18 protein-coding genes and 1 pseudogene are annotated in these 20,817 nt (G+C 59.8%); 9 read left to right on the forward strand and 10 right to left on the reverse strand.

Going from position 1 to position 20,817, the window contains the following annotated elements; translation table 11 throughout:
- Window positions 1-11: 11 nt before the first annotated feature.
- From mexE to ACYP2A_RS19005, 5 genes are all read left to right on the forward strand, one after another.
- Complete coding sequence (mexE, locus tag ACYP2A_RS18985; RefSeq protein ID WP_459747242.1) at window positions 12-1,256, forward strand: multidrug efflux RND transporter periplasmic adaptor subunit MexE; 1,245 nt, start codon at window positions 12-14, stop codon at window positions 1,254-1,256.
- A 12-nt stretch (window positions 1,257-1,268) separates the two neighbouring features.
- The gene (locus ACYP2A_RS18990; protein ID WP_459747243.1) at window positions 1,269-4,460 is read left to right on the forward strand and encodes an efflux RND transporter permease subunit; all 3,192 of its coding nucleotides are present in this window, start codon (window positions 1,269-1,271) and stop codon (window positions 4,458-4,460) included.
- Window positions 4,460-5,872: an efflux transporter outer membrane subunit gene (locus ACYP2A_RS18995; RefSeq protein WP_459747245.1), complete on the forward strand. Its 1,413-nt coding sequence runs from the start codon at window positions 4,460-4,462 to the stop codon at window positions 5,870-5,872. Before ACYP2A_RS18990 ends, ACYP2A_RS18995 begins: the two co-directional genes overlap by 1 nt.
- A 90-nt stretch (window positions 5,873-5,962) precedes the next feature.
- Complete coding sequence (locus ACYP2A_RS19000; protein WP_459747247.1) at window positions 5,963-7,048, forward strand: tetratricopeptide repeat protein; 1,086 nt, start codon at window positions 5,963-5,965, stop codon at window positions 7,046-7,048.
- 346 nt (window positions 7,049-7,394) lie between these two features.
- The gene (locus tag ACYP2A_RS19005; RefSeq protein ID WP_459747248.1) at window positions 7,395-7,760 is read left to right on the forward strand and encodes a histone-like nucleoid-structuring protein, MvaT/MvaU family; all 366 of its coding nucleotides are present in this window, start codon (window positions 7,395-7,397) and stop codon (window positions 7,758-7,760) included.
- A gap of 419 nt (window positions 7,761-8,179) precedes the next feature.
- Here the strand turns inward: ACYP2A_RS19005 and ACYP2A_RS19010 are convergent, their stop codons facing one another.
- The gene (locus ACYP2A_RS19010) at window positions 8,180-8,731 is read right to left on the reverse strand and encodes a DUF4946 domain-containing protein (RefSeq protein ID WP_459747251.1); all 552 of its coding nucleotides are present in this window, start codon (window positions 8,729-8,731) and stop codon (window positions 8,180-8,182) included.
- 164 nt (window positions 8,732-8,895) lie between these two features.
- Between ACYP2A_RS19010 and gloA the strand changes: the two genes are divergently transcribed.
- The gene (gene gloA / locus ACYP2A_RS19015) at window positions 8,896-9,417 is read left to right on the forward strand and encodes a lactoylglutathione lyase (RefSeq protein ID WP_459747253.1); all 522 of its coding nucleotides are present in this window, start codon (window positions 8,896-8,898) and stop codon (window positions 9,415-9,417) included.
- 55 nt (window positions 9,418-9,472) lie between these two features.
- On the opposite strand, the gene ahpF is transcribed toward gloA, so the two are convergent.
- The 3 genes from ahpF to ACYP2A_RS19030 all read right to left on the reverse strand — a co-directional run bounded on the left by ahpF (window position 9,473) and on the right by ACYP2A_RS19030 (window position 12,796).
- Window positions 9,473-11,035 (reverse strand): alkyl hydroperoxide reductase subunit F, encoded by a 1,563-nt coding sequence (ahpF, locus tag ACYP2A_RS19020; RefSeq protein ID WP_459747255.1) that lies wholly within the window; start codon window positions 11,033-11,035, stop codon window positions 9,473-9,475.
- A gap of 124 nt (window positions 11,036-11,159) precedes the next feature.
- Window positions 11,160-11,723 (reverse strand): alkyl hydroperoxide reductase subunit C, encoded by a 564-nt coding sequence (gene ahpC, locus ACYP2A_RS19025; protein WP_010210361.1) that lies wholly within the window; start codon window positions 11,721-11,723, stop codon window positions 11,160-11,162.
- A gap of 113 nt (window positions 11,724-11,836) precedes the next feature.
- Window positions 11,837-12,796, reverse strand: a complete 960-nt coding sequence (locus tag ACYP2A_RS19030) for a site-specific integrase (protein ID WP_459747258.1) — start codon at window positions 12,794-12,796, stop codon at window positions 11,837-11,839.
- 179 nt (window positions 12,797-12,975) lie between these two features.
- Here ACYP2A_RS19030 and ACYP2A_RS19035 point away from each other — a divergent pair, with 179 nt between their 5' ends.
- Window positions 12,976-13,959 carry a DNA-binding protein gene (locus ACYP2A_RS19035; RefSeq protein WP_459747261.1) on the forward strand — a complete coding sequence of 328 codons (984 nt, stop codon included), beginning with the start codon at window positions 12,976-12,978 and terminating at the stop codon, window positions 13,957-13,959.
- Between the two features lie 7 nt (window positions 13,960-13,966).
- Here the strand turns inward: ACYP2A_RS19035 and ACYP2A_RS19040 are convergent, their stop codons facing one another.
- The 5 genes and pseudogenes from ACYP2A_RS19040 to ACYP2A_RS19060 form a co-directional block, all read right to left on the reverse strand.
- Window positions 13,967-14,416 (reverse strand): response regulator, encoded by a 450-nt coding sequence (locus tag ACYP2A_RS19040; protein ID WP_459747365.1) that lies wholly within the window; start codon window positions 14,414-14,416, stop codon window positions 13,967-13,969.
- Window positions 14,393-15,688: pseudogene (locus ACYP2A_RS19045) on the reverse strand (hybrid sensor histidine kinase/response regulator); the annotation flags it as partial. The pseudogene ACYP2A_RS19045 and the gene ACYP2A_RS19040, both read right to left, overlap by 24 nt.
- Window positions 15,689-15,770: 82 nt before the next feature.
- A complete protein-coding gene (gene gorA / locus ACYP2A_RS19050) occupies window positions 15,771-17,129 on the reverse strand; it encodes a glutathione-disulfide reductase (RefSeq protein WP_459747262.1) in 1,359 nt (452 codons plus the stop codon).
- Between the two features lie 137 nt (window positions 17,130-17,266).
- On the reverse strand, window positions 17,267-18,106 hold the full coding sequence (galU, locus tag ACYP2A_RS19055; protein ID WP_459747264.1) for a UTP--glucose-1-phosphate uridylyltransferase GalU: 840 nt from the start codon (window positions 18,104-18,106) through the stop codon (window positions 17,267-17,269).
- Window positions 18,107-18,148: 42 nt separating this feature from the next.
- Window positions 18,149-19,546: a UDP-glucose dehydrogenase family protein gene (locus ACYP2A_RS19060; protein WP_459747266.1), complete on the reverse strand. Its 1,398-nt coding sequence runs from the start codon at window positions 19,544-19,546 to the stop codon at window positions 18,149-18,151.
- A gap of 149 nt (window positions 19,547-19,695) precedes the next feature.
- Between ACYP2A_RS19060 and ACYP2A_RS19065 the strand changes: the two genes are divergently transcribed.
- Window positions 19,696-19,977: a hypothetical protein gene (locus ACYP2A_RS19065; RefSeq protein WP_459747267.1), complete on the forward strand. Its 282-nt coding sequence runs from the start codon at window positions 19,696-19,698 to the stop codon at window positions 19,975-19,977.
- A 4-nt stretch (window positions 19,978-19,981) separates the two neighbouring features.
- Here ACYP2A_RS19065 and ACYP2A_RS19070 read toward each other — a convergent pair whose 3' ends face one another.
- Window positions 19,982-20,332: a hypothetical protein gene (locus ACYP2A_RS19070; RefSeq protein ID WP_459747268.1), complete on the reverse strand. Its 351-nt coding sequence runs from the start codon at window positions 20,330-20,332 to the stop codon at window positions 19,982-19,984.
- A 168-nt stretch (window positions 20,333-20,500) separates the two neighbouring features.
- Between ACYP2A_RS19070 and ACYP2A_RS19075 the strand changes: the two genes are divergently transcribed.
- On the forward strand, window positions 20,501-20,806 hold the full coding sequence (locus ACYP2A_RS19075) for a DUF1883 domain-containing protein (RefSeq protein WP_122471595.1): 306 nt from the start codon (window positions 20,501-20,503) through the stop codon (window positions 20,804-20,806).
- The last annotated feature ends 11 nt before the right edge of the window (window positions 20,807-20,817 follow it).

Consider the following 20,817-nt stretch of genomic DNA (forward strand, 5'->3'; position numbering starts at 1 on the left):
GCGGATTCTCCATGGCTCGCTCACTTCATCATTTGCGCTTTCCCCTCACTGCTCTGGCCCTGGTGGTAATCAGTGCCTGTGGCCAGGCGCCGCAGGCAACATCGGGGCCGGGGGCGCCCAAGGTCACGGTGGCCAAGGTCCTGGAACAGCCGATCAACGAGTGGGACGAGTTCACCGGCCGCCTCGAAGCCCCGGAAACCGTTGAAGTGCGCCCGCGTGTGTCGGGGCAGATCGATCAGGTGGCGTTCACCGACGGTGCGCTGGTCAAGAAAGGCGATGTGCTGTTCCAGATCGACCCGCGTCCGTTCCAGGCTGAAGTCCGCCGCCTCGAAGCCCAGTTGCAACAAGCCCGCGCCGTGGCCAACCGCAGTGAAAATGAAGCCCAGCGCGGTGATCGTCTGCGTGCCAACAATGCGATTTCTGCCGAGCTGGCCGATTCGCGCAGCACCTCCGCACAGGAAGCCAAGGCCGGGGTTGCCGCGATTCAGGCGCAACTGGACCTGGCGCGCCTGAACCTGAGCTTTACCCGCGTGACCGCGCCAATCAGTGGCCGGGTCAGCCGCGCCGAGATCACCACCGGCAACATCGTCACTGCCGATGTCACGCCGCTGACCAGCGTGGTCTCCACCGACAAGGTCTACGCCTACTTCGACGCCGACGAGCGTGTGTTCCTCAAGTACAACGAACTGGCACGCCAGGGCCAGCGTGGCCAGAGCACCCCGGTGTACCTGGGCCTGTCCAACGAAGCCGATAACCCGCACCTGGGGCAGATGGACTTCGTCGACAACCAGGTCAACCCGCGCACCGGCACCATTCGTGGCCGCGCGGTGTTCGACAACGGCGATGGCCGCTTCACGCCGGGCCTGTATGCCCGCCTGAAACTGGTGGGCAGTGCCACCTATTCGGCCGTGTTGATTCAGGACGACGCGGTCGGCACCGACCTGGGCAAGAAGTACGTGCTGGTGATGGACAAGGACAACACTCCGACTTACCGCCCGGTAGAGCTGGGGCCGAAGCTTGAAGGCTTGCGCATCGTGCGCAGTGGCCTGGCCAAGGACGACACCATTGTGGTCAAGGGCTTGCAGCGCGTGCGCCCAGGCCAGGCAGTCGACCCTGAGGTCGCGCCGATGGCCACCGAGCAAACCCTGGCCGCCTTGCGTTCGCAACGTCAGGCGCTTGAGGCCAGCAATGCCCCGCAAATCAACAACAAGGCCACCGCCAAACTCGCCAGCGCCGTTGTGGCGCCACGCGGTTAAGGGACACATCCGATGAATTTTTCGACCTTTTTCATATCCCGGCCGATCTTCGCCGCGGTGTTGTCCTTGCTGGTATTGATTGCCGGCTCCATCTCGCTGTTCCAGTTGCCGATCAGCGAATACCCTGAAGTCGTGCCGCCTACCGTCGTGGTGCGCGCCAACTTCCCCGGCGCCAACCCCAAGGTGATCGGCGAAACCGTGGCCTCGCCACTGGAACAGGCGATTACCGGCGTGGAAGGCATGCTGTACATGTCGTCACAGGCCACCGCCGACGGCAAGCTGGCGCTGACCATCACCTTCGCGCTGGGCACCGACCTGGACAACGCACAGGTGCAGGTGCAGAACCGTGTGACCCGTACCGAGCCGAAATTGCCTGAAGAGGTGACGCGCATCGGTATCACGGTCGACAAGGCCTCGCCCGACCTGACCATGGTCGTGCACTTGACCTCGCCCGATAACCGCTACGACATGCTTTACCTGTCCAACTACGCGGTGCTGAACATCAAGGATGAGCTGGCGCGCCTCGGCGGTGTCGGTGATGTGCAGTTGTTCGGCATGGGCGACTACTCGCTGCGCGTCTGGCTGGACCCGAACAAGACCGCTTCGCGCAACCTGACTGCCACTGACGTGGTCAACGCCATCCGCGAGCAGAACCGTCAGGTCGCCGCCGGGCAACTGGGCGCCCCGCCCTCGCCTAACGCCACCAGTTTCCAGATGTCGATCAACACCCAGGGCCGACTGGTCAGCGAGGAAGAGTTCGAGAACATCGTGATTCGCGCCGGTGCCAACGGTGAAATCACTCGCCTGAAAGATGTCGCACGCATCGAGCTGGGCTCTAATCAGTACGCATTGCGCTCGCTGCTCAACAACAAGCCGGCCGTAGCGATTCCGATCTTCCAGCGTCCGGGCTCCAACGCCATCGACATCTCCAACGATGTGCGTGCGCGCATGGCCGAGCTGAAGAAAGGCTTCCCGCAGGGCATGGACTACGAGATCGTCTATGACCCGACCATCTTTGTTCGCGGCTCGATCGAGGCGGTGATCCATACGCTGTTCGAAGCACTGATCCTGGTTGTGCTGGTAGTCATCCTGTTCCTGCAAACCTGGCGCGCCTCGATCATTCCGCTGGTTGCCGTACCGGTGTCGCTGATCGGTACGTTTGCCGTGATGCACATGTTCGGCTTCTCGCTTAACGCCCTGTCGCTGTTCGGCCTGGTACTGGCCATCGGTATCGTGGTCGACGACGCCATCGTGGTGGTCGAGAACGTCGAGCGTAATATCGAGCTGGGCCTGGAACCCTATGCCGCGACCCACAAGGCCATGGGCGAAGTGACCGGCCCGATCATCGCCACCGCGCTGGTGCTGTGCGCCGTGTTTATTCCGGCGGCGTTCATTTCCGGACTCACCGGGCAGTTCTATAAGCAGTTTGCACTGACCATTGCCATTTCGACGGTGATCTCGGCGTTCAACTCGCTGACCCTGTCGCCTGCACTGGCCGCCGTACTGCTCAAGGCCCACGACGCACCGAAAGACCGCTTCTCGCGCTTCCTTGACCGGATGCTGGGGGGCTGGCTGTTCCGTCCGTTCAACCGCTTCTTCGACAAGGCCAGCCGGGGTTATGTCGGTACCGTGGCGCGGGTCATTCGCAGCAGCGGCATTGCGCTGGTGGTGTACGCAGGCCTCATGGTCCTGACCTGGATGGGCTTTGCCAGCACCCCGACCGGCTTCGTACCCGGCCAGGACAAGCAGTACCTGGTGGCGTTTGCGCAATTGCCGGATGCGGCGAGCCTGGACCGCACCGAAGAGGTGATCAAACGCATGTCCGATATGGCCCTCAAGCAGCCGGGTGTCGAGAACGCGATTGCCTTCCCGGGCCTGTCGATCAACGGCTTTACCAACAGCCCGAACAACGGCGTGGTGTTTGTCGCGCTCAAGCCCTTCGACCAGCGCAAGGACCCGAGCCAGTCGGCGAATGCCATCGCCGGCGCCCTGAACGGCCAGTTTGCGTCGATTCAGGAAGCCTACATGGCGATCTTCCCGCCGCCGCCGGTACAGGGTCTGGGCACCATTGGTGGTTTCCGCCTGCAGATTCAGGACCGTGGCAACCTGGGCTATGACGAGCTGTACAAAGAAACCCAGAACATCATTGCCAAGAGCCGCAGCGTGCCTGAGCTGGCTGGCCTGTTTACCAGCTACACGGTAAACGTGCCGCAGGTCGATGCCGCCATCGACCGCGAAAAAGCAAAGACCCATGGCGTGGCGATCAGCGACATCTTCGACACCCTGCAGGTTTACCTGGGTTCGCTGTATGCCAACGACTTCAACCGCTTTGGCCGTACCTATCAGGTCAACGTTCAGGCCGAGCAGCAGTTCCGCCAGGACGCCGACCAGATTGGCCAGCTCAAGGTGCGCAACAACCTGGGCGAGATGATCCCGCTGGCGACCTTCGTCAAGGTCACCGACACCGCAGGTCCCGACCGTGTGATGCACTACAACGGCTTCATCACCGCCGAGATCAACGGCGCGGCGGCACCGGGCTACAGCTCCGGCCAGGCTGAGGCTGCGATCGAGAAACTGCTCAACAGCGAATTGCCCAACGGCATGACCTTCGAGTGGACCGACCTGACCTACCAGCAGATTCTGTCGGGCAATACCGCGCTGTTCGTCTTCCCGCTGTGTGTGCTGCTGGCGTTCCTGGTGCTGGCCGCGCAGTACGAAAGCTGGAGCCTGCCACTGGCGGTGATCCTGATCGTACCGATGACCCTGCTGTCGGCGATCGCCGGGGTGATCATTGCCGGCAGCGACAACAACATCTTTACCCAGATCGGCCTGATCGTACTGGTGGGCCTGGCGTGCAAGAACGCGATTCTGATCGTCGAGTTTGCCAAGGATAAACAAGCCGAAGGCCTGAGCCCGCTGGATGCGGTGCTGGAAGCCTGCCGCCTGCGTCTGCGGCCGATTCTGATGACTTCGTTCGCCTTCATCATGGGTGTGGTGCCACTGGTGTTGTCCAGCGGTGCCGGTGCCGAGATGCGCCATGCAATGGGTGTTGCGGTGTTCTCCGGCATGCTCGGGGTGACCTTCTTCGGCCTGCTGCTGACCCCGGTGTTCTATGTCCTGATCCGTAACTTCGTTGAACGCCGCGAGGCCCGCAAGGCGGCCCGCATCGCCCAACAACCGACCCTGCCTGTGGAGGCGCACTGATGAGCGCGGTAAAACTCTTTGCCCCAAGCCTGCTGGTGCTGGCGCTGGCGGCCTGCGCCGTCGGCCCGGACTACAAGGCGCCTGAAACCGCAGCGGCACAGATTGTCGCCAGCGAACAGGCCAGCACCGAAAAAGCCGCCTATGACCGCAGCCGTAGCGCCGCCAACTGGTGGCAGCAGTTCGAAGACCCGACGCTGGACAAGCTGGTCAACCAGTCGCTGGCCGGCAACCGTGACCTGCGGGTCGCCTTTGCCCGCCTGAAAGCAGCAAGGGCGATTCGCGATGATGTCGCCAATGACCGCATGCCGGTGATCACCAGCCGCGCCAGCAGCGAGATCGGCAAGGGTCAGATACCCGGCCAGACCGAACAGCGGGTCAACAGCGAACGCTACGACCTGGGTCTGGATATGGCCTGGGAAGTCGACCTGTTCGGCCGTATCCAGCGGCAACTGGAAGCCAGCGACGCCGACCAGCAGGTGGCCGAAGCCAACCTGTATCAGTTGCAGGTCACGCTGATCGCCGATGTGGTGGACGCCTACGGCAAGCTGCGCGGCGCCCAATTGCGTGAAGCCATTGCCCGCGACAACCTGAAAAACCAGCAGGACTCGCGCAATGTCACCAGCCAGCTGCGTGATGCCGGCGTCGGCAACGAGCTGGATGTAGTGCGCGCCGATGCCCGCCTGGCCGCCGTTGAGGCCAGCGTGCCGCAGTTGCAGGCCGAACAGGTGCGTCAGCGCAACCGCATCGCGACCTTGCTGGGCGAACGGCCGAATGCGCTAAGCGTCGATCTGGGGCCTGCCGGGCTGCCAGCCATCGCCAAGACCCTGGCGGTGGGTGATCCCGGTCAAGTGCTGCGTCAGCGCCCGGATGTGCGCGCCGCCGAGCGGCAACTGGCGGCTGCCACGGCGCGCATTGGCGTGGCCACCGCCGATCTGTTTCCACGGGTCAGCCTCAGCGGCTTTCTGGGCTTTACCGCAGGCCGTGGCTCGCAGATCGGCTCTTCGGCCGCCAAGGCCTGGAGCCTGGGGCCGAGCATTACCTGGGCAGCCTTTGACCTGGGCAGCGTAAGGGCGCAGATTCGCAGCGCCGACGCCGACGCCGAAGGCGCCCTGGCCAATTACGAGCAACACGTGCTGCTGGCGCTGGAAGAGTCGGAAAACGCCTTCAGCGATTACGACAAACGCCAGCAACGCCTGCTCGCCCTGCTGCGCCAGAGTGACGCCAGCCGCGCGGCAGCCCGTTTGGCCTCGGTGCAATACCGCGAGGGCACCGCCGATTTTCTGGTGCTGCTCGACGCCGAGCGCGAACGCCTGGCCGCCGAAGATGCTCAGGCCCAGGCGCAGATCGAGCTGTATCAGGGCATTGTGGCGATCTACAAGGCGCTGGGTGGCGGCTGGCAGCCGCAGGCGTAACGGGCTGAGAACAGGCCAGCATCGAGGCTACAGATTTGACAGCCGCCTTCGTCTCTTTGAAGCTGCATGTCTCAAAGAGTGGATATCGGTATGACCAAGGACTCAACTCTTCAGCCTCATGTCCGTCGCTGGCGGCGCGTGTTACTGGGCGCATCGCTGGTGTGCGCCCTGCTGGTAGCGTTTCTGGCATGGCGTCATACGCCGGTCGATACCGCACCAGCCAAACTCAGCCACACCTACCAGCAGGCGCTGGACCAGGCCCATGACGGCAAGCCCGGTGCGGCGCGCATGCTCTATCAGCAACTGGCACGCACCGACCTGCGTGATGAGCGACGCATCAACCTGCTCGCCGAATTGCCGAATTATCCCAGCCCTCAGGCGCTCAAGCTGCTCGATGCCAATCTGGGCAACGATTCAGCCGCTGTGCGCCAGGCGGCCATCCGCGCGACCCTGCATGTACTACCGCGCGCCCATCGCAGCGTATTGCTTGGCCCGTTGCTCAGTGATGCCGATCAAGCCGTACGCTTCGACGCCACGCTGGCGCTGACCCAGCTGTCGCCCGATGAGCTGGGGCTGTATTTTGCAGCCTTGCAACACAGTACCGAAACCTTCCAGCAAAGCCTGCAACAGCAGGCGCCCACTGCGCAAAACCGCATGCAACTGGCCATTCTTTACCAACAGACCGGCCACAAGACCCAGGCCCTGGCGGCGCTGGAAGAGGCGGTGAAGCTGGAGCCGGACAATCTTGATGCCACTCTGGCGCGGTTGGCGCTGATGGATGAAACCGGACAGCAAGAGCAAGCCAGGCAACTGTTTGCCCGCCTGCTGGAGCGCAATCCCGATTCGTCCTTGTTGCAGCATGCACTGGGACAATGGTTGCTGGAGCATGAACAACCCGAATACGCCCTGCTCAGCCTGGCCAAGGCCTCGGAGCTGGCGCCCGACAACAACGATTACCGTTATGACCTGGCCGTGGCGCTGCATGACCTGGACCAGATGGAGGCGGCGCAAAAGCAACTGGTGCATATCCTGCAAAGCCAGCCGGCCAACCGTCGCGCGCGGGTCTTGCTGGTCCAGTACGCTCGCGAAAGCGGTCAGTTACAGCATGTTCAGGTACTGCTCGCCGAGCTGGAGCAACAGAACCCCGATGACCCCGCCCTGCAACAGGGCCTCTAGCCGCCCGCCCCCCGAAAGTTACAAGACAGGGGCGTGACAACACCCTCCTAACTTTCAGAAATAACTTACAATCTGTGCGGCGGATAACACCGCCCGCGCGACCATCAAAGTGCCTGATGAGTTCAACAATTTCACAAGACTATTTTCTAAGTCAAAAAAAACGGGCATTATTCAGCCGTCACTGATTTATTACTGCCCGGTGAGCGGGCGGTGATCGTTGAAATGATTAGTTTGATCATTGAACCGGCCAGCCGGTCGGGAATGGAATCAGCGAATCGGATCAAAGATTTTTGTCTTATCGCTTTGTTTGGCCGGTCACGGCCAATAGACTGTCGGAGTATTTGTTTTGTCCAGACTTGCCGAGTTTCGCGCCGCAGAAAAAGCCCTTCAAGAACAGCTGGCACAGCTGGAAACCTTGAAGAAGGACACCGGGCTGCAGAAAGAGATTGAATTTGAACAACAACTCAAGGAACTGATGGGTAGCTATGGCAAGAGCCTGCGCGACGTTATCTCGATCCTCGATCCAGGCAGCGCCACCAGCCTGATTACCGCACCGGCCGGCCCGAAGCGCCGCCGTGCCCGCGTGATCAAGGTTTATCAGAACCCGCACACCGGTGAACTGATCGAAACCAAAGGCGGTAACCACCGCGGCTTGAAAGCCTGGAAAGAGCAATACGGCGTTGACGCGGTAGATTCCTGGATCCGTACCTGATTTCACCCGCGCCTTGAAAAGCCCTGCCTTGCAGGGCTTTTTTATTACAGCATTTATAAGCGTGTGCACACATCAAGTGCAGCGTGCTCGACTGAAGGGCGTCGAGCGGATATATAAAAATATGAGCCTCGACATAGTAATAGCCTGCGCTAAAATAATGGCGCCAATAATTTTCCCCCTCAAAAAGATACCTGTCTTGTTACAGTTTTAAAATGCCGAGCGCATCTCGGCAGTTTAGGCAATCAGACAATGTTGTCTTGTGTGTAGGCTCTTTCCCAAAAGGCGGCGCCCCACGCCGTTCAGCAGGGGATGTGAAAAGCTTCACACTTTTTTCACATGGCCTGTATCAAGATCAAGGCTGCTAAAGGACTAGCGCCCCATGCCCGCTCACGCGGGCTTTATTTTGCCTGTCAAAAAGCTCAAGGCGTCTCGCCAAGGCGCAGGCTGTCGCGAATGCGCAGGACTTCCTGCTTGTTGGCGTCATACGCCTCAGCCGCTCCCGCATAAGACAACGACCAGGCCTGCTGCGCCGTGGCGGCAGCCACCAGAGTCTGGGTCATCACGTGCACGCCATTCTGGGTGATGGTGCAGGTACTCTCCATGCCGGGCACACCGCCAAGCTTTACCTCGCGCGCATGAGTGCAGGCGCTTTGCAGGCCATCGCGGGCAAAGTTGACCTGTATGGCCTTGCGCATCTCCAGCAGCACGCCCTGAACATTGACCTGATGGCCTTCGGTAAGGCGAGTCTGGGTCAATTCCATGATCATGTTCGGGTCGCCGGCCTGATCTTTCTTCAGCGCCCGCTGCCTGAGCTGAATCGACGGCTGGCTGGCGCTTTCGCTGGTGGCGGGCAGCGACTCCACCTCCCAGCCGGCCGGCCAGAGGATCATGGCGTCAGCGGCATACGCCGGTACGGCTACCAGCACCAGACCAAGACTGGCCAGAGACGATCGGCAAAGATTGAAAAGCATGACGAGCCCTTGAGGCGAGAAGATCGGAAAAGTCTGAGGCTGTCGGGGAACCTGAACAAGGGGTATACCATCAATATTGCGCTCAGGCGGGGTTCGGCGTTTGGCATCGTCCCCCCTGCCCCGTATCATTTGCTTCTTTTATACCCCTCAAGCCGGAGACTTCCATGAGCCTGCACGATCTAGACACTTTCCCTGGCGTTACCGCAGCCCCCGAAGCGGCCACCCAGGGTTTCGTGTTCAACCACACCATGCTGCGTGTCAAGGACATCACCGCCTCGCTGGACTTCTACACCCGCGTACTGGGCTTCAGCCTGGTCGACAAACGTGATTTCCCGGAAGCCGAGTTCAGCCTGTACTTTCTGGCGCTGGTCGACAAGGCTCAGATCCCGGCCGATGACGCCGCCCGTCACCAGTGGATGAAGTCGATACCGGGTGTACTGGAGCTGACCCATAACCACGGCAGCGAAAACGACGCCGGCTTTGCCTACCACAACGGCAACAGCGACCCGCGCGGTTTTGGCCACATTTGCGTGTCGGTGCCTGACGTGGTGGCAGCCTGCGAGCGCTTCGAGCAACTGGGCGTGAACTTCCAGAAACGCCTGGCCGATGGGCGCATGAATCACCTGGCGTTCATCAAGGACCCGGACGGTTACTGGGTCGAAATCATCCAGCCGACTCCGCTGTAACGAAAAAAGCCCCGTGATGATCCATCACGGGGCTTTTTCATTCAGCCGTTGCCGGTCAGGCCGGGGCGCTGCTGCGAATCAGGTGATCGAAGGCACTCAGCGAGGCCTTGGCACCTTCGCCCAAGGCGATGATGATCTGCTTGTACGGCGTGGTGGTCACGTCGCCGGCAGCGAAGATGCCCGCAATCGACGTTTCACCCCGTGCATCGGCAACGATTTCGCCGCGTGGCGACAGCTCGATGACGCCCTTGAGCCATTCGCTGTTAGGCAGCAGGCCGATCTGCACGAAGATGCCTTCCAGCTCGACAGCGCGCTCTTCACCGCTGATCCGATCCTTGTAACGCAGGCCGTTGACCTTCTCGCCGTCACCGGTCACTTCGGTGGTCTGCGCGTTGGTCAGCACCGTCACGTTCGGCAGGCTGTTGAGCTTGCGCTGCAGTACCGCGTCAGCGCGCAACTGGCTGTCGAACTCCAGCAATGTAACGTGCGAAACGATACCGGCCAGGTCGATGGCCGCTTCGACACCGGAGTTGCCGCCGCCAATCACCGACACGCGCTTGCCTTTGAACAGCGGGCCGTCGCAGTGCGGGCAGTAAGCCACGCCCTTGTTGCGGTATTCCTTCTCGCCGGGCACGTTCATTTCGCGCCAGCGCGCACCGGTGGCCAGGATCAGGGTCTTGGCCTTGAGGCTTGCGCCGCTGGCGAATTTCACTTCGTGCAGCTCACCGGCCTTGCCTGGAATCAGGCGCTCGGCGCGCTGCAGGTTCATGATGTCGACTTCGTACTGCTTGACGTGTTCTTCAAGCGCAACGGCCAGTTTCGGGCCTTCGGTGTGCTGTACCGAGATAAAGTTCTCGATGGCCATGGTGTCGAGTACCTGGCCGCCAAAACGTTCGGCCGCCACGCCGGTGCGAATGCCTTTACGCGCCGCGTACACCGCCGCAGCGGAACCGGCCGGGCCACCGCCAATCACCAGCACATCAAAAGCGTCTTTGGCATTGAGCTTGTCGGCCTGACGCGCACTGGCGCCAGTGTCGATCTTGGCGAGGATTTCTTCCAGTCCCATGCGGCCCTGGCCGAACACTTCGCCATTCAGGTAGATGCTCGGCACCGACATGACTTTACGGTCGGTGACTTCATCCTGGAACAGCGCGCCGTCGATGGCGACGTGCTGGATGTTCGGGTTGAGTACTGCCATCAGGTTCAGGGCCTGGACGACGTCCGGGCAGTTCTGGCAGGACTGCGAGAAATAGGTTTCAAACTTGAAGTCGCCTTGCAGGGCGCGCACTTGTTCTATGGTTTCAGCGCTGACTTTTGGCGGGTAGCCGCCGGTTTGCAGCAGTGCCAGGACCAGCGAGGTGAACTCGTGCCCCATCGGAATGCCGGCAAAGCGCAGGCTGATGTTGTGGCCTGGGCTGTTAAGGGCAAACGAAGGCGTGCGTGAATCATTGCCGTCGGTGGACAGGGTGATGTCCTTGCCGACGCTGACGACGTCTTGCAGCAGTGCAAGCATTTCCTGGGACTTGGCGCCGTCATCGAGGGACGCTGTGATCTCGATGGGGCGAGTAACCCGCTCCAGGTAGGATTTCAACTGGGCTTTAAGATTGGCGTCCAACATGTTTCGGCTTCCTGTTTTCAGGCGGTAGAAATAACAACGCCCAGGCGAAGACCGCCCGGGCGTTTGATGGGGCGATGCGGTTTACAGATTCAAGCGTGCGGCGCCCCGATCGGTTTCATGCAGATCAGATCTTGCCGACCAGATCCAGCGAAGGGGCCAGAGTGGCTTCGCCTTCTTTCCACTTGGCTGGGCAGACTTCGCCCGGGTGAGCAGCAACGTACTGAGCAGCCTTGATTTTGCGCAGCAGCTCGGAAGCGTCACGGCCTACACCGCCGTCGTTCAGTTCAACGATCTTGATCTGGCCTTCAGGGTTGATCACGAAAGTACCGCGGTCAGCAAGACCTGCTTCTTCGATCAGCACATCGAAGTTGCGCGAGATGGTCAGGGTCGGGTCGCCGATCATGGTGTACTGGATTTTGCCGATGGCTGGCGAGGTGTTGTGCCAGGCAGCGTGGGCAAAGTGGGTGTCGGTCGAAACGCTGTAGATTTCAACGCCCAGCTTTTGGAATTCAGCGTAGTTGTCAGCCAGGTCTTCCAGTTCGGTCGGGCAGACGAAGGTGAAGTCGGCTGGGTAGAAGAACACCACAGACCACTTGCCTTTCAGGTCGGCATCCGAAACGTCAACGAAATTGCCGTTCTTGTAAGCGGTGGCTTTGAACGGTTTTACTTGGCTGTTGATGATAGGCATCGGTGAATCTCCATGGTTTGTGAAGAGGAAGGTGTAAATTCGATGGATTGGAGCTTACGCACAATCGACTGACATGGCTCATTGGTAAAGTCGATGCTGTCGATTGGTTTTCTCTATAAAGGATCTCTATTAATAGCAGAAACCTTTATCGCCTGCTCCGCACCTACATGGGGGCCAAACGGTGAGGTTTCAATGTAGCGCATGGCGGATTTCATGTCCTTCCAGCCCACGTAGGCCATCAGCGACTTCAAATCCCACCCACTTTGATGCGCCCATGTTGCAAAACCGCGACGCAATGAATGACTGCTGTAGGCATCGGCTGCCAGGCCTGCGCGCTCGAAGGCCTGGCGCAGCAAGGTGATGACGCTGTTGGCGTGCAGCCCCTCCTCGCCCAGGTTGCCCCAGCGATCGATGCCACGAAACACCGGGCCGCTGGCCAGGGCGGCGCAGTCGATCCAGTCAAGATAAGCCTGCACCGGGCATAACCGCTGCAAGGCCGGAGTCTGAAACGTGCGACCGCTGTTATCGCGGTCGCTCTTGCTGCGTGGCAAATACAGGGTAATGCCGGAGCCAGCCACCGCCTTGACGTGCTCGACCTGCAAACGGCACAGCTCGTCGCTGCGAAAGCCGCGCCAGAAACCCAACAGGATCAGCGCCGTATCGCGACGACAGCGCAACACCTGCGCATGGTCGTGCACGCTTGCCGCCTCGTTTGCCTGAGCATCGAGACTGATGACCAGGCGTTGCAGGTCGGCGAGCTGCAAAGGCTCGGCCTGTTTCTCTTGCGCCGGGTGCAGGGCGCGGATGCCCTTGAGTACCTTGCGCACCATCGGCGCCTTGGTCGGGTCGACGAAGCCCTGGCTCGAGTGCCATTGCGCCAGTGCCGACAGCCGCAGTTTCAGCGTGTTGACCGACAGCTCGCCGGCATAGGTTGCCAGGTACCGCGCCACACTTTCGCTGGTCGCGGGCAAGAACCCGCCGAAGCTCACTTCGAAATGCTCGATGGCCGCCCGGTAACTGCGCCGGGTGTTGTCCCGCGTGGCGGCCTCGATGTAGCGATCGATATCACTCATGACTCAGAACTGCCTGTTTCGTACCGCATGGAGTCGTTAAAAGCCGTCTACGAGCGACTGACACGGGATAATACGCCAATATCCCGCCTGAAATAAGTCCTAAAAACTGCTACCTGATCGACAATAAATAGTATGTAATTACAGGATACATACCACAGTATGAAATCGTAGGGGCAAGCATGGCGCGCGGCGGCATAAACAAGGCAGTGGTACAAAAGGCAAGGCTGGCGCTACTGGCGCGCGGTGAAAACCCGAGCATCGATGCCGTACGCATAGAAATGGGCAATACCGGCTCGAAAACCACCATTCACCGCTATTTGCGCGAGCTTGAGACGCAAGATAGCCCTGCGCCATCGATCAACGACGAGCTGGGCGAACTGGTGGCGCGCCTGGCCGAGCGCCTGCAAGGCCAGGCTCAGGAGCGCATCGATCAGGCTCAGGAAGAGATGCAGCGCCAGCGCGCCCTCATGCAACTGGAATTGGCCGCTGTACAGGTGCAACTGGATGAACTCCAGCGCAGCTTTACCCAACAAGGCGAGCATCTGGCGCAGGAAAGTCAGGCCTTGCTGGACACTCGTGAAGCGCTGCAACAAGAGAGAACCGAGAACACCCGGTTGAATCAGGCCAATGTGGACTTGCAATCACGCCTGGCCGACCGCGATAGGCAGATCGAATCGCTGGAAGAAAAGCATCGGCATGCGCGTGATGCGCTGGAGCACTACCGCAATGCGGTCAAGGAACAGCGCGAGCAGGATCAGCAGCGTCATGAAGGCCAACTGCAACAGGTGCAGATGGAATTGCGCCAGGCGCGCCAGACTCAGGCACTGCACCAGGAATCGATCACCCTGCTCAATCGCGACAACGAGCGCCTGCTGGCCGAGCAACGCAGCACCGGCCGCGAGCTGCATACCTGCCAGGCGCAACTGGACAAGGCCAACAAACAAACGGAAAAAGCCGTCAGCGAACAACAGAAAGCCATTACCCGCAGTGCGCAACTGGAAGTGCGCCTGCAAGCCGCCTTGCAGGACGGCGCAGGGTTCAAGCAAGGCATGAACGATGCACTGCAACAGAATCGCGTGCTGGAGTTACTGCTGAGCCGCAAAGAAGCGGCATTGGAGAATTTGCAGCTGCAGATCAAGCAAGAGCCGCAGTCAGAGGATTAAGCCGGCATCACACCGGGTCGCCCGCCCCCAGCATCCCGCGCACCCGGGCCGCGAGATCATCGACGTTGAATGGCTTGATCAGCATGTCCATGCCATTCGCTTGCAGCTCCTCGTGGTCCTGGGGATTACCGGCATAACCGGTCATGAACAGAACCTTGAGCTCAGGCCGGAACTGGCGGGCGATTTCGGCCAGTTGCCGACCATTCAGGCCCGGTAACCCCACGTCGGTCACCAGCAAATCGATACGTCCCGAATCTTGCAAGCGAGTAATAGCACCGGCACCGTCGCTTGCCTGCCGGGTTGAATAACCCAGTTCGCGCAAGGCATCGACCACCAGCATACGCACCGCCTCTTCGTCTTCGACCACCAGCACACACTCGCCCTGATTGGCACGAGGCGATTGCGGCGCATCATCCATGTCGACGGCACCAGTCGCCACCTGCGCTTCGCAAGGCATAAACAGACGAATACACGCGCCTTGCCCGTCGACACTGTCGATACGCACATGGCCGCCGGTTTGCTTCATGAAGCCATACACCATCGACAGGCCAAGCCCGGTGCCCTGACCAATCGGCTTGGTGGTGAAAAACGGATCGAAGACTCGCGCAATCACATCATCGGGAATACCACTGCCGGTGTCCTGAACACTGAGTTGCAGGTACGTGCCCGGCATCAGCTCACCGTCCCGCACGCTCAGCACCGCAAGCTCACTGCGCACCCACAACTGCCCGCCATCAGGCATGGCATCGCGCGCATTGATCACTAGGTTGAGTAACGCATTTTCCAGTTGATGTTCGTCAGTGCGAATCACTTGCCCGTGATCTTCAAGTTCGATGTGCAACTGGATACTTTCGCCGATGGTCCGGCGCAGCAGCTCTTCCATCGAGGCGACCATGCAATTGACGCGCACCGCACTGGTCTTCAGCGATTGGCGACGGGCAAACGCCAGAAGGCGCTGGGTCAATGCGGCGGCACGATTACCGGAGGTGACGGCAGCATCGATATAGCGCTCGACTTCGTTGACCCGCCCGGCGGCCAGGCGGCGCCGGATCAGGTCCAGCGCCCCCAGCACCCCGGTGAGCATATTGTTGAAGTCATGGGCGATGCCGCCGGTGAGCTGACCGATGGCGTCCATTTTTTGCGCATGGCGCAACGCCTCTTCGGCTTGCGCCCGCTCGGCGATTTCGACCTGCAAGCGCTGATTGGCCTCGGCCAGCTCACGCGTTCGCTCGCCGACACGCTGCTCCAGGCTGTCGTTGAGTTCGCGCAGCGCCTCTTCGGCATTGACCTGGGCGGTGATGTCGGTGTGAGTGCCCAGCCAATGGGTGATGTGCCCACGCTCGTTACGAATCGGCAACGCGCGCGACAGAAACCAGTTGAAGCTACCGTCCTTGCTGCGCAACGGAAAAGTATCTTCCCAGACCGAACCGGTCGCAAAGCAATATTGCAAATGCTCGACGACCCGCTCGCGGTGTTCAGGATGATGCACCGAGCGCCAGCCAAGCGCGCGCATGGACTCCAGCGAAGCGCCGGTGTAGGCATACCAGCGCTCGTTGTACCACTGGATAGCACCGGCAGGGTTCGCCGTCCAGGCCAACTGACTCATGTTGTCGGCCAGGGTTCTGAACTGGCGCTCGCTCTCGCGCAGGGCATCGAGCTCGCGCAAGCAGTCTTTGTCGGGCGTTGCTGGATTCAAGGGCATTGCCGCCGTCGGCTTATGTTGACTCACTGCAGGATCCATCCTCAAAACATGTTCAGCCCCGCTCTCATCCTGAAAGCGGGGCATGGGTCACCGTACAGCGAACAACCGCTTAGCGAGAAACAGGACTGCGCATGGTGACGAATTCTTCGGCCGCCGTCGGGTGCACACCCATGGTGTCGTCGAAAACACGCTTGGTCGCGCCGGCCTTCAAGGCAATGGCCAGGCTTTGCACGATTTCACCGGCATCCGGCCCCACCATATGACAACCCAGCACCCGGTCACTGGCGCTGTCGACGATCAGCTTCATGAACGTGCGCTCCTGATCATCGGTCAGGGTCAGCTTCATCGGCCGGAAACGGCTTTCAAACACCTGGATCGAATACCCGTCTTCAATGGCCTGCTCTTCGGTCAGCCCCACCGTGCCGATGTTGGGCAGGCTGAAGACCGCCGTTGGAATGTGATTGTAGTCCACCGGGCGATATTGCTCCGGTTTGAACAGACGACGGGCAATAGCCATGCCTTCAGCCAGTGCCACGGGGGTCAACTGCACACCGCCGATCACATCGCCCAAGGCCAGAATCGAGGCTTCGCTGCTTTGATAATGCTCATCGACCTGAATATAGCCATGCTTGTCGAGCTTGACGTCGACGTTTTCCAGGCCGAGGTTATCGAGCATCGGCCGGCGACCGGTGGCATAGAACACACAATCGGTCTCCAGCGTGCCGCCATCCTTGAGAGCGACCGTCAGGCTGCCATCCGCCTGTTTGTCGATGCGGGCGATATCACAGTTGAAACGCACGTCCACACCGTGCTTGACCAGTTCTTCGTGCAGATGCGTGCGCACACCGTTATCGAAGCCGCGCAGGAACAGCTCGCCACGGTAGGCCAGGGTCGTTTGCGCACCCAGGCCATTGAAGATCGAGGCAAACTCCACAGCGATGTAACCGCCGCCCACGACAACGATGCGCTTGGGCAGTGTTTCGAGGTGAAACGCTTCGTTGGAGGTGATGGCATGTTCGCGCCCTGGCACATCCGGAACCTGCGGCCAGCCGCCAGTGGCGATAAGAATGCGCTCGGCACTGTAGTGTTTGCCGTCGATTTCGACGCCGTTGGGTCCGGTCAGTTTTGCATGGCCTTCAACCAGGGTCACACCGCTGTCGAGCAACAGCTTGCGGTAGATGTTATTGAGGCGCTGGATTTCCCGGTCTTTATTGGCGATCAGGGTCGACCAGTCGAATTCAGCCTCGCCAAGCGTCCAGCCAAAGCCCTTGGCATGCTCGAAATCCTCGGCAAAATGCGCGCCGTAGACCAACAACTTCTTGGGCACGCAGCCTACGTTGACGCACGTGCCACCCAGGTAGCGGCTTTCAGCCACTGCCACTTTTGCCCCGAAACCTGCAGCAAAGCGCGCCGCACGCACACCACCGGAACCGGCACCGATGACAAATAGATCGAAGTCGTAAGCCATTACTGTCTCCTTGAGCAGGCCCACAGCATAACCGCTGCGCAATCACACAGAAATGAAAAAGCCACCACGACCTTCACACCGAACCTTGTGAGTTCGGTGATCAGCCGTAGTGGCTTCAGATTAACAGGCGTGAAAAATCAGAACGCCTTGCCAGTCTTGTAGAAGTTTTCGAAGCAGAAGTTGGTGGCTTCGATGTAGCCTTCGGCGCCACCGCAGTCAAAACGCTGGCCCTTGAACTTGTAAGCCAGCACGTTGCCCTGGGAAGCCTGCTTCATCAGCGCGTCGGTGATCTGGATTTCACCGCCTTTGCCTGGCTCGGTCTGTTCGATCAGCTCGAAAATGTCCGGCGTCAGGATATAACGGCCGATGATTGCCAGGTTCGACGGCGCATCTTCAGGCTTTGGCTTCTCGACCATGTCGTTGACACGGAACAGGCCTGGCTTGATTTCTTCACCGGCGATAACGCCGTACTTGTTGGTTTCTTGCGGATCGACTTCCTGAATGGCGACGATCGAGCAACGGTAATGCTTGTACAGCTTGACCATCTGCGCCAGCACGGTGTCGCCATCCAGGTTGACGCACAGGTCGTCAGCCAGCACCACGGCGAAAGGTTCGTTGCCGATCAGCGGACGACCGCTGAGAATCGCATGGCCCAGACCTTTCATTTCGGTCTGACGGGTGTACGAGAAGCTGCACTCGTCGATCAGGCGACGGATGCCGACCAGGTATTTTTCCTTGTCGGTGCCTTTGATCTGGTGCTCCAGCTCGTAGCTGATGTCGAAGTGGTCTTCGAGCGCACGCTTGCCACGACCAGTAACGATGGAGATTTCATTCAGGCCTGCTGCCAGCGCCTCTTCCACGCCGTATTGAATCAGTGGCTTGTTGACCACGGGCAGCATCTCTTTAGGCATGGCTTTGGTCGCTGGCAAAAAGCGAGTGCCGTAGCCGGCTGCAGGGAACAAGCATTTCTTGATCATATAAGTCCTTATGTAAGGCGTGGCATTGTCGGCGCAGTCTAATCAGGCGGCGCTCACCTTACAATGCCCCGCCACTGGCCTTCCTATCCCATGATAGAGAAATCCTCGAGCAGATAGTTCCTCAGCATCATAGATATTACGACCATCGAATATTACCGGCCTGCGCATTGCACCCCGTACACGAATGAAATCGGGCTGACGGAACTGTTTCCACTCGGTCACCAGCACGACGGCGTCAGCACCCTCGGCGCAGCCATACAGTGACTCATGCAAGCGTAGCTGGCCACGCTGAATGGCGTCGCGATAATGTTCAGCCACCGCCGCCATGGCCGCGGGATCCGTGGCCTGAACCTGCGCACCGGCGGCCAGCAGGGCATTGATCAGCACCAGGCTGGGCGCCTCACGGATATCGTCAGTGCCTGGTTTGAAAGCCAGCCCCCACACCGCGATTACCCGGCCCCGAACAAGACTGCCGAAATAAAGGTTTACAGATTCAAACAGTAAATGTTTCTGGGTGGTATTACGTGCCTGCACCGCTTGAAGTATCCGCGCATCGAAACCTTGCTGTTCGGCGGTATGAATCAGCGCCCGCACATCCTTGGGAAAGCACGAGCCGCCATACCCGCAGCCGGCATAAATAAAGTGCGTGCCAATACGCCGGTCACTGCCGATGCCGCGTCGCACCTGCTCGATATCCACACCCAGGTGTGCGCACAACCCTGCCATTTCATTAATGAACGAGATTTTTGTCGCCAGAAAGGCGTTGGCGGCGTACTTGCTGAACTCGGCAGCGCGCAGGTCCATGATCAGTACCCGCTCGCGATTGCGTAAAAAGGGACTGTACAAGCGCTGTAGCAGCTCGGCCGATTGCGGTTCGCTGCAACCAATGATGACCCGGTCGGGACGCATGAAGTCCTCGAGGGCGGCGCCCTCCTTCAAAAACTCAGGATTGCTCGCCACCTTGATACGCAGGTCCATGCCACGACGGGCCAGATGCTGGTTGATGCGCAACGCTACAGCGTCACAGGTGCCTACCGGTACAGTGGATTTGTTGACCACCAGGCATGCACGGTTCAGACAGCGCCCAAGCTGGTCGGCCACTTCAAGCACGTGCGACAGATCGGCCGAACCGTCCTCGTGACAAGGCGTGCCAACCGCGATAAAAACGATTTCTGCCAAGCGTACGCCCTCGGCCAGACTGGCGCTAAAGCTCAATTGCCCGCTGGCCAGATGCTCCTTGAGCATAGGCTCCAGGCCCGGCTCATAAATCGGGCATTCTCCGCGCTGCAAAGCCTGCAGGCGCGACGGATGCTGCTCGACACAGACGACCTGGTTGCCCATTTCGGCAAAACAGGTGGCGGCCACCAGCCCGACGTAACCGGCCCCGATGATGCAAAGTCGCATGCTCGTCACTCCTGACAGGATTTGCGACAATTGCATCGCCAACCGGTTGCAGGGTCATGACTGGCAGAAGACATCCGCGTGAACATACATGACTTGCAATACATGGCGGAACGATGGCACACGCCCCCGGTCCAAACCGATATGCCTGAAAATCCTTTACCAGCCCGACTCTTGAAGCGAACTCCATGATCAGACTTTTGCCCCTTTTTGCCGTACTGGTCCTCACCGGTTGCGCCACCGCCTCCCCCACGCACCTGAAGAATGGCCAGCAAGGGTTGAGCATCGACTGTTCCGGCGAAGCCATGTCCTGGGCCAAGTGCTATGAAAAAGCCGATGATTCCTGTGCCGGCACCGGCTACAACATCGTGGGCACCGATGGCACCGCCCGCTCTCCGGAAGAAGAGCAGACCCTGGGGCTGGATGTGGGTAATTACAAGCACCGCAGCGTGCTGGTGGTGTGCAAGTAAGCGATTATCCGGAAATACACGCCTCGGCGGCGCGCTGCACATCGCCGCCGCGCACCGGCAGGTTGTTCAAGCGCTCATGAACCTTGATCGAACTGCCGCCGGAGCGGTCTTCGATATCGACGATGGCCGCTGGTGAATCACTGAGCTTTTGTGCAACGATCAGCCGCACACCATCATTACGGACTTCTTTCAATGGGGGCTCACGGCTGTCGCCGATCTTGCCGATAAAGCAGGTGGCATACTCATTCGGCTTCTTGCCGGAAATGACGCTCAGCGTTGCCGGAGAATGTTCGATATCCTCTACGGAAGCGCACCCGGTCATCGCCAGGGCCAAAATTACCACGGCCAGTTTCATACAATCCCTCCAAATCCAAAGCCGTTAGGACACGCATTAACGCAAGAAAATCCCGACCCTGTGGACTTTTTGCCATCATCGAACAAATAACTGTGAGCCATTTGGCAAAACGCAAGTCGCCTCGTGCTATCGTTCCGCTTTTGTAAAAAGCCTGTTGCGGAGACATTCATGAAGTTCGTACACCAGCGTGAGCACCTTAACGAAGACGATCTGGTCGTCATCGAATGCTCGCGTCCCTGCAATATTCGCCTGATGAGCGATGCGAACTTTCGCAGCTTCAAAAACGGTGGCCGGCACACCTACCATGGCGGCGCATTCGATCGTTTTCCGGCCAAGATCGCGGTGCCTAGCAGCGGCTTCTGGAACATCACCATCGACACCACCGGGCGTAAACCCGACAAGAACCCAGGCCACAAGCCCACCTTTACCCACTCGATCAAGATCGTGCGCCGCTCGCACTCGCATCTGAGCTGATCATTGCCCAC

It is taken from the genome of Pseudomonas sp. 3A(2025) (assembly GCF_054589175.1).

Excerpts from the sequence above, each read along its gene's own strand:
- mexE (WP_459747242.1), top strand. The coding sequence starts at position 12 with ATGGCTCGCTCACTTCATCATTTGCGCTTTCCCCTCACTGCTCTGGCC.
- ACYP2A_RS18990 (WP_459747243.1), top strand. The coding sequence starts at position 1,269 with ATGAATTTTTCGACCTTTTTCATATCCCGGCCGATCTTCGCCGCGGTG.
- ACYP2A_RS18995 (WP_459747245.1), top strand. The coding sequence starts at position 4,460 with ATGAGCGCGGTAAAACTCTTTGCCCCAAGCCTGCTGGTGCTGGCGCTG.
- ACYP2A_RS19000 (WP_459747247.1), top strand. The coding sequence starts at position 5,963 with ATGACCAAGGACTCAACTCTTCAGCCTCATGTCCGTCGCTGGCGGCGC.
- ACYP2A_RS19010 (WP_459747251.1), bottom strand. The coding sequence starts at position 8,731 with ATGCTTTTCAATCTTTGCCGATCGTCTCTGGCCAGTCTTGGTCTGGTG.
- gloA (WP_459747253.1), top strand. The coding sequence starts at position 8,896 with ATGAGCCTGCACGATCTAGACACTTTCCCTGGCGTTACCGCAGCCCCC.
- ahpF (WP_459747255.1), bottom strand. The coding sequence starts at position 11,035 with ATGTTGGACGCCAATCTTAAAGCCCAGTTGAAATCCTACCTGGAGCGG.
- ahpC (WP_010210361.1), bottom strand. The coding sequence starts at position 11,723 with ATGCCTATCATCAACAGCCAAGTAAAACCGTTCAAAGCCACCGCTTAC.
- ACYP2A_RS19030 (WP_459747258.1), bottom strand. The coding sequence starts at position 12,796 with ATGAGTGATATCGATCGCTACATCGAGGCCGCCACGCGGGACAACACC.
- ACYP2A_RS19035 (WP_459747261.1), top strand. The coding sequence starts at position 12,976 with ATGGCGCGCGGCGGCATAAACAAGGCAGTGGTACAAAAGGCAAGGCTG.
- ACYP2A_RS19040 (WP_459747365.1), bottom strand. The coding sequence starts at position 14,416 with ATGCCTTGCGAAGCGCAGGTGGCGACTGGTGCCGTCGACATGGATGAT.
- gorA (WP_459747262.1), bottom strand. The coding sequence starts at position 17,129 with ATGGCTTACGACTTCGATCTATTTGTCATCGGTGCCGGTTCCGGTGGT.
- galU (WP_459747264.1), bottom strand. The coding sequence starts at position 18,106 with ATGATCAAGAAATGCTTGTTCCCTGCAGCCGGCTACGGCACTCGCTTT.
- ACYP2A_RS19060 (WP_459747266.1), bottom strand. The coding sequence starts at position 19,546 with ATGCAATTGTCGCAAATCCTGTCAGGAGTGACGAGCATGCGACTTTGC.
- ACYP2A_RS19065 (WP_459747267.1), top strand. The coding sequence starts at position 19,696 with ATGATCAGACTTTTGCCCCTTTTTGCCGTACTGGTCCTCACCGGTTGC.
- ACYP2A_RS19070 (WP_459747268.1), bottom strand. The coding sequence starts at position 20,332 with ATGAAACTGGCCGTGGTAATTTTGGCCCTGGCGATGACCGGGTGCGCT.
- ACYP2A_RS19075 (WP_122471595.1), top strand. The coding sequence starts at position 20,501 with ATGAAGTTCGTACACCAGCGTGAGCACCTTAACGAAGACGATCTGGTC.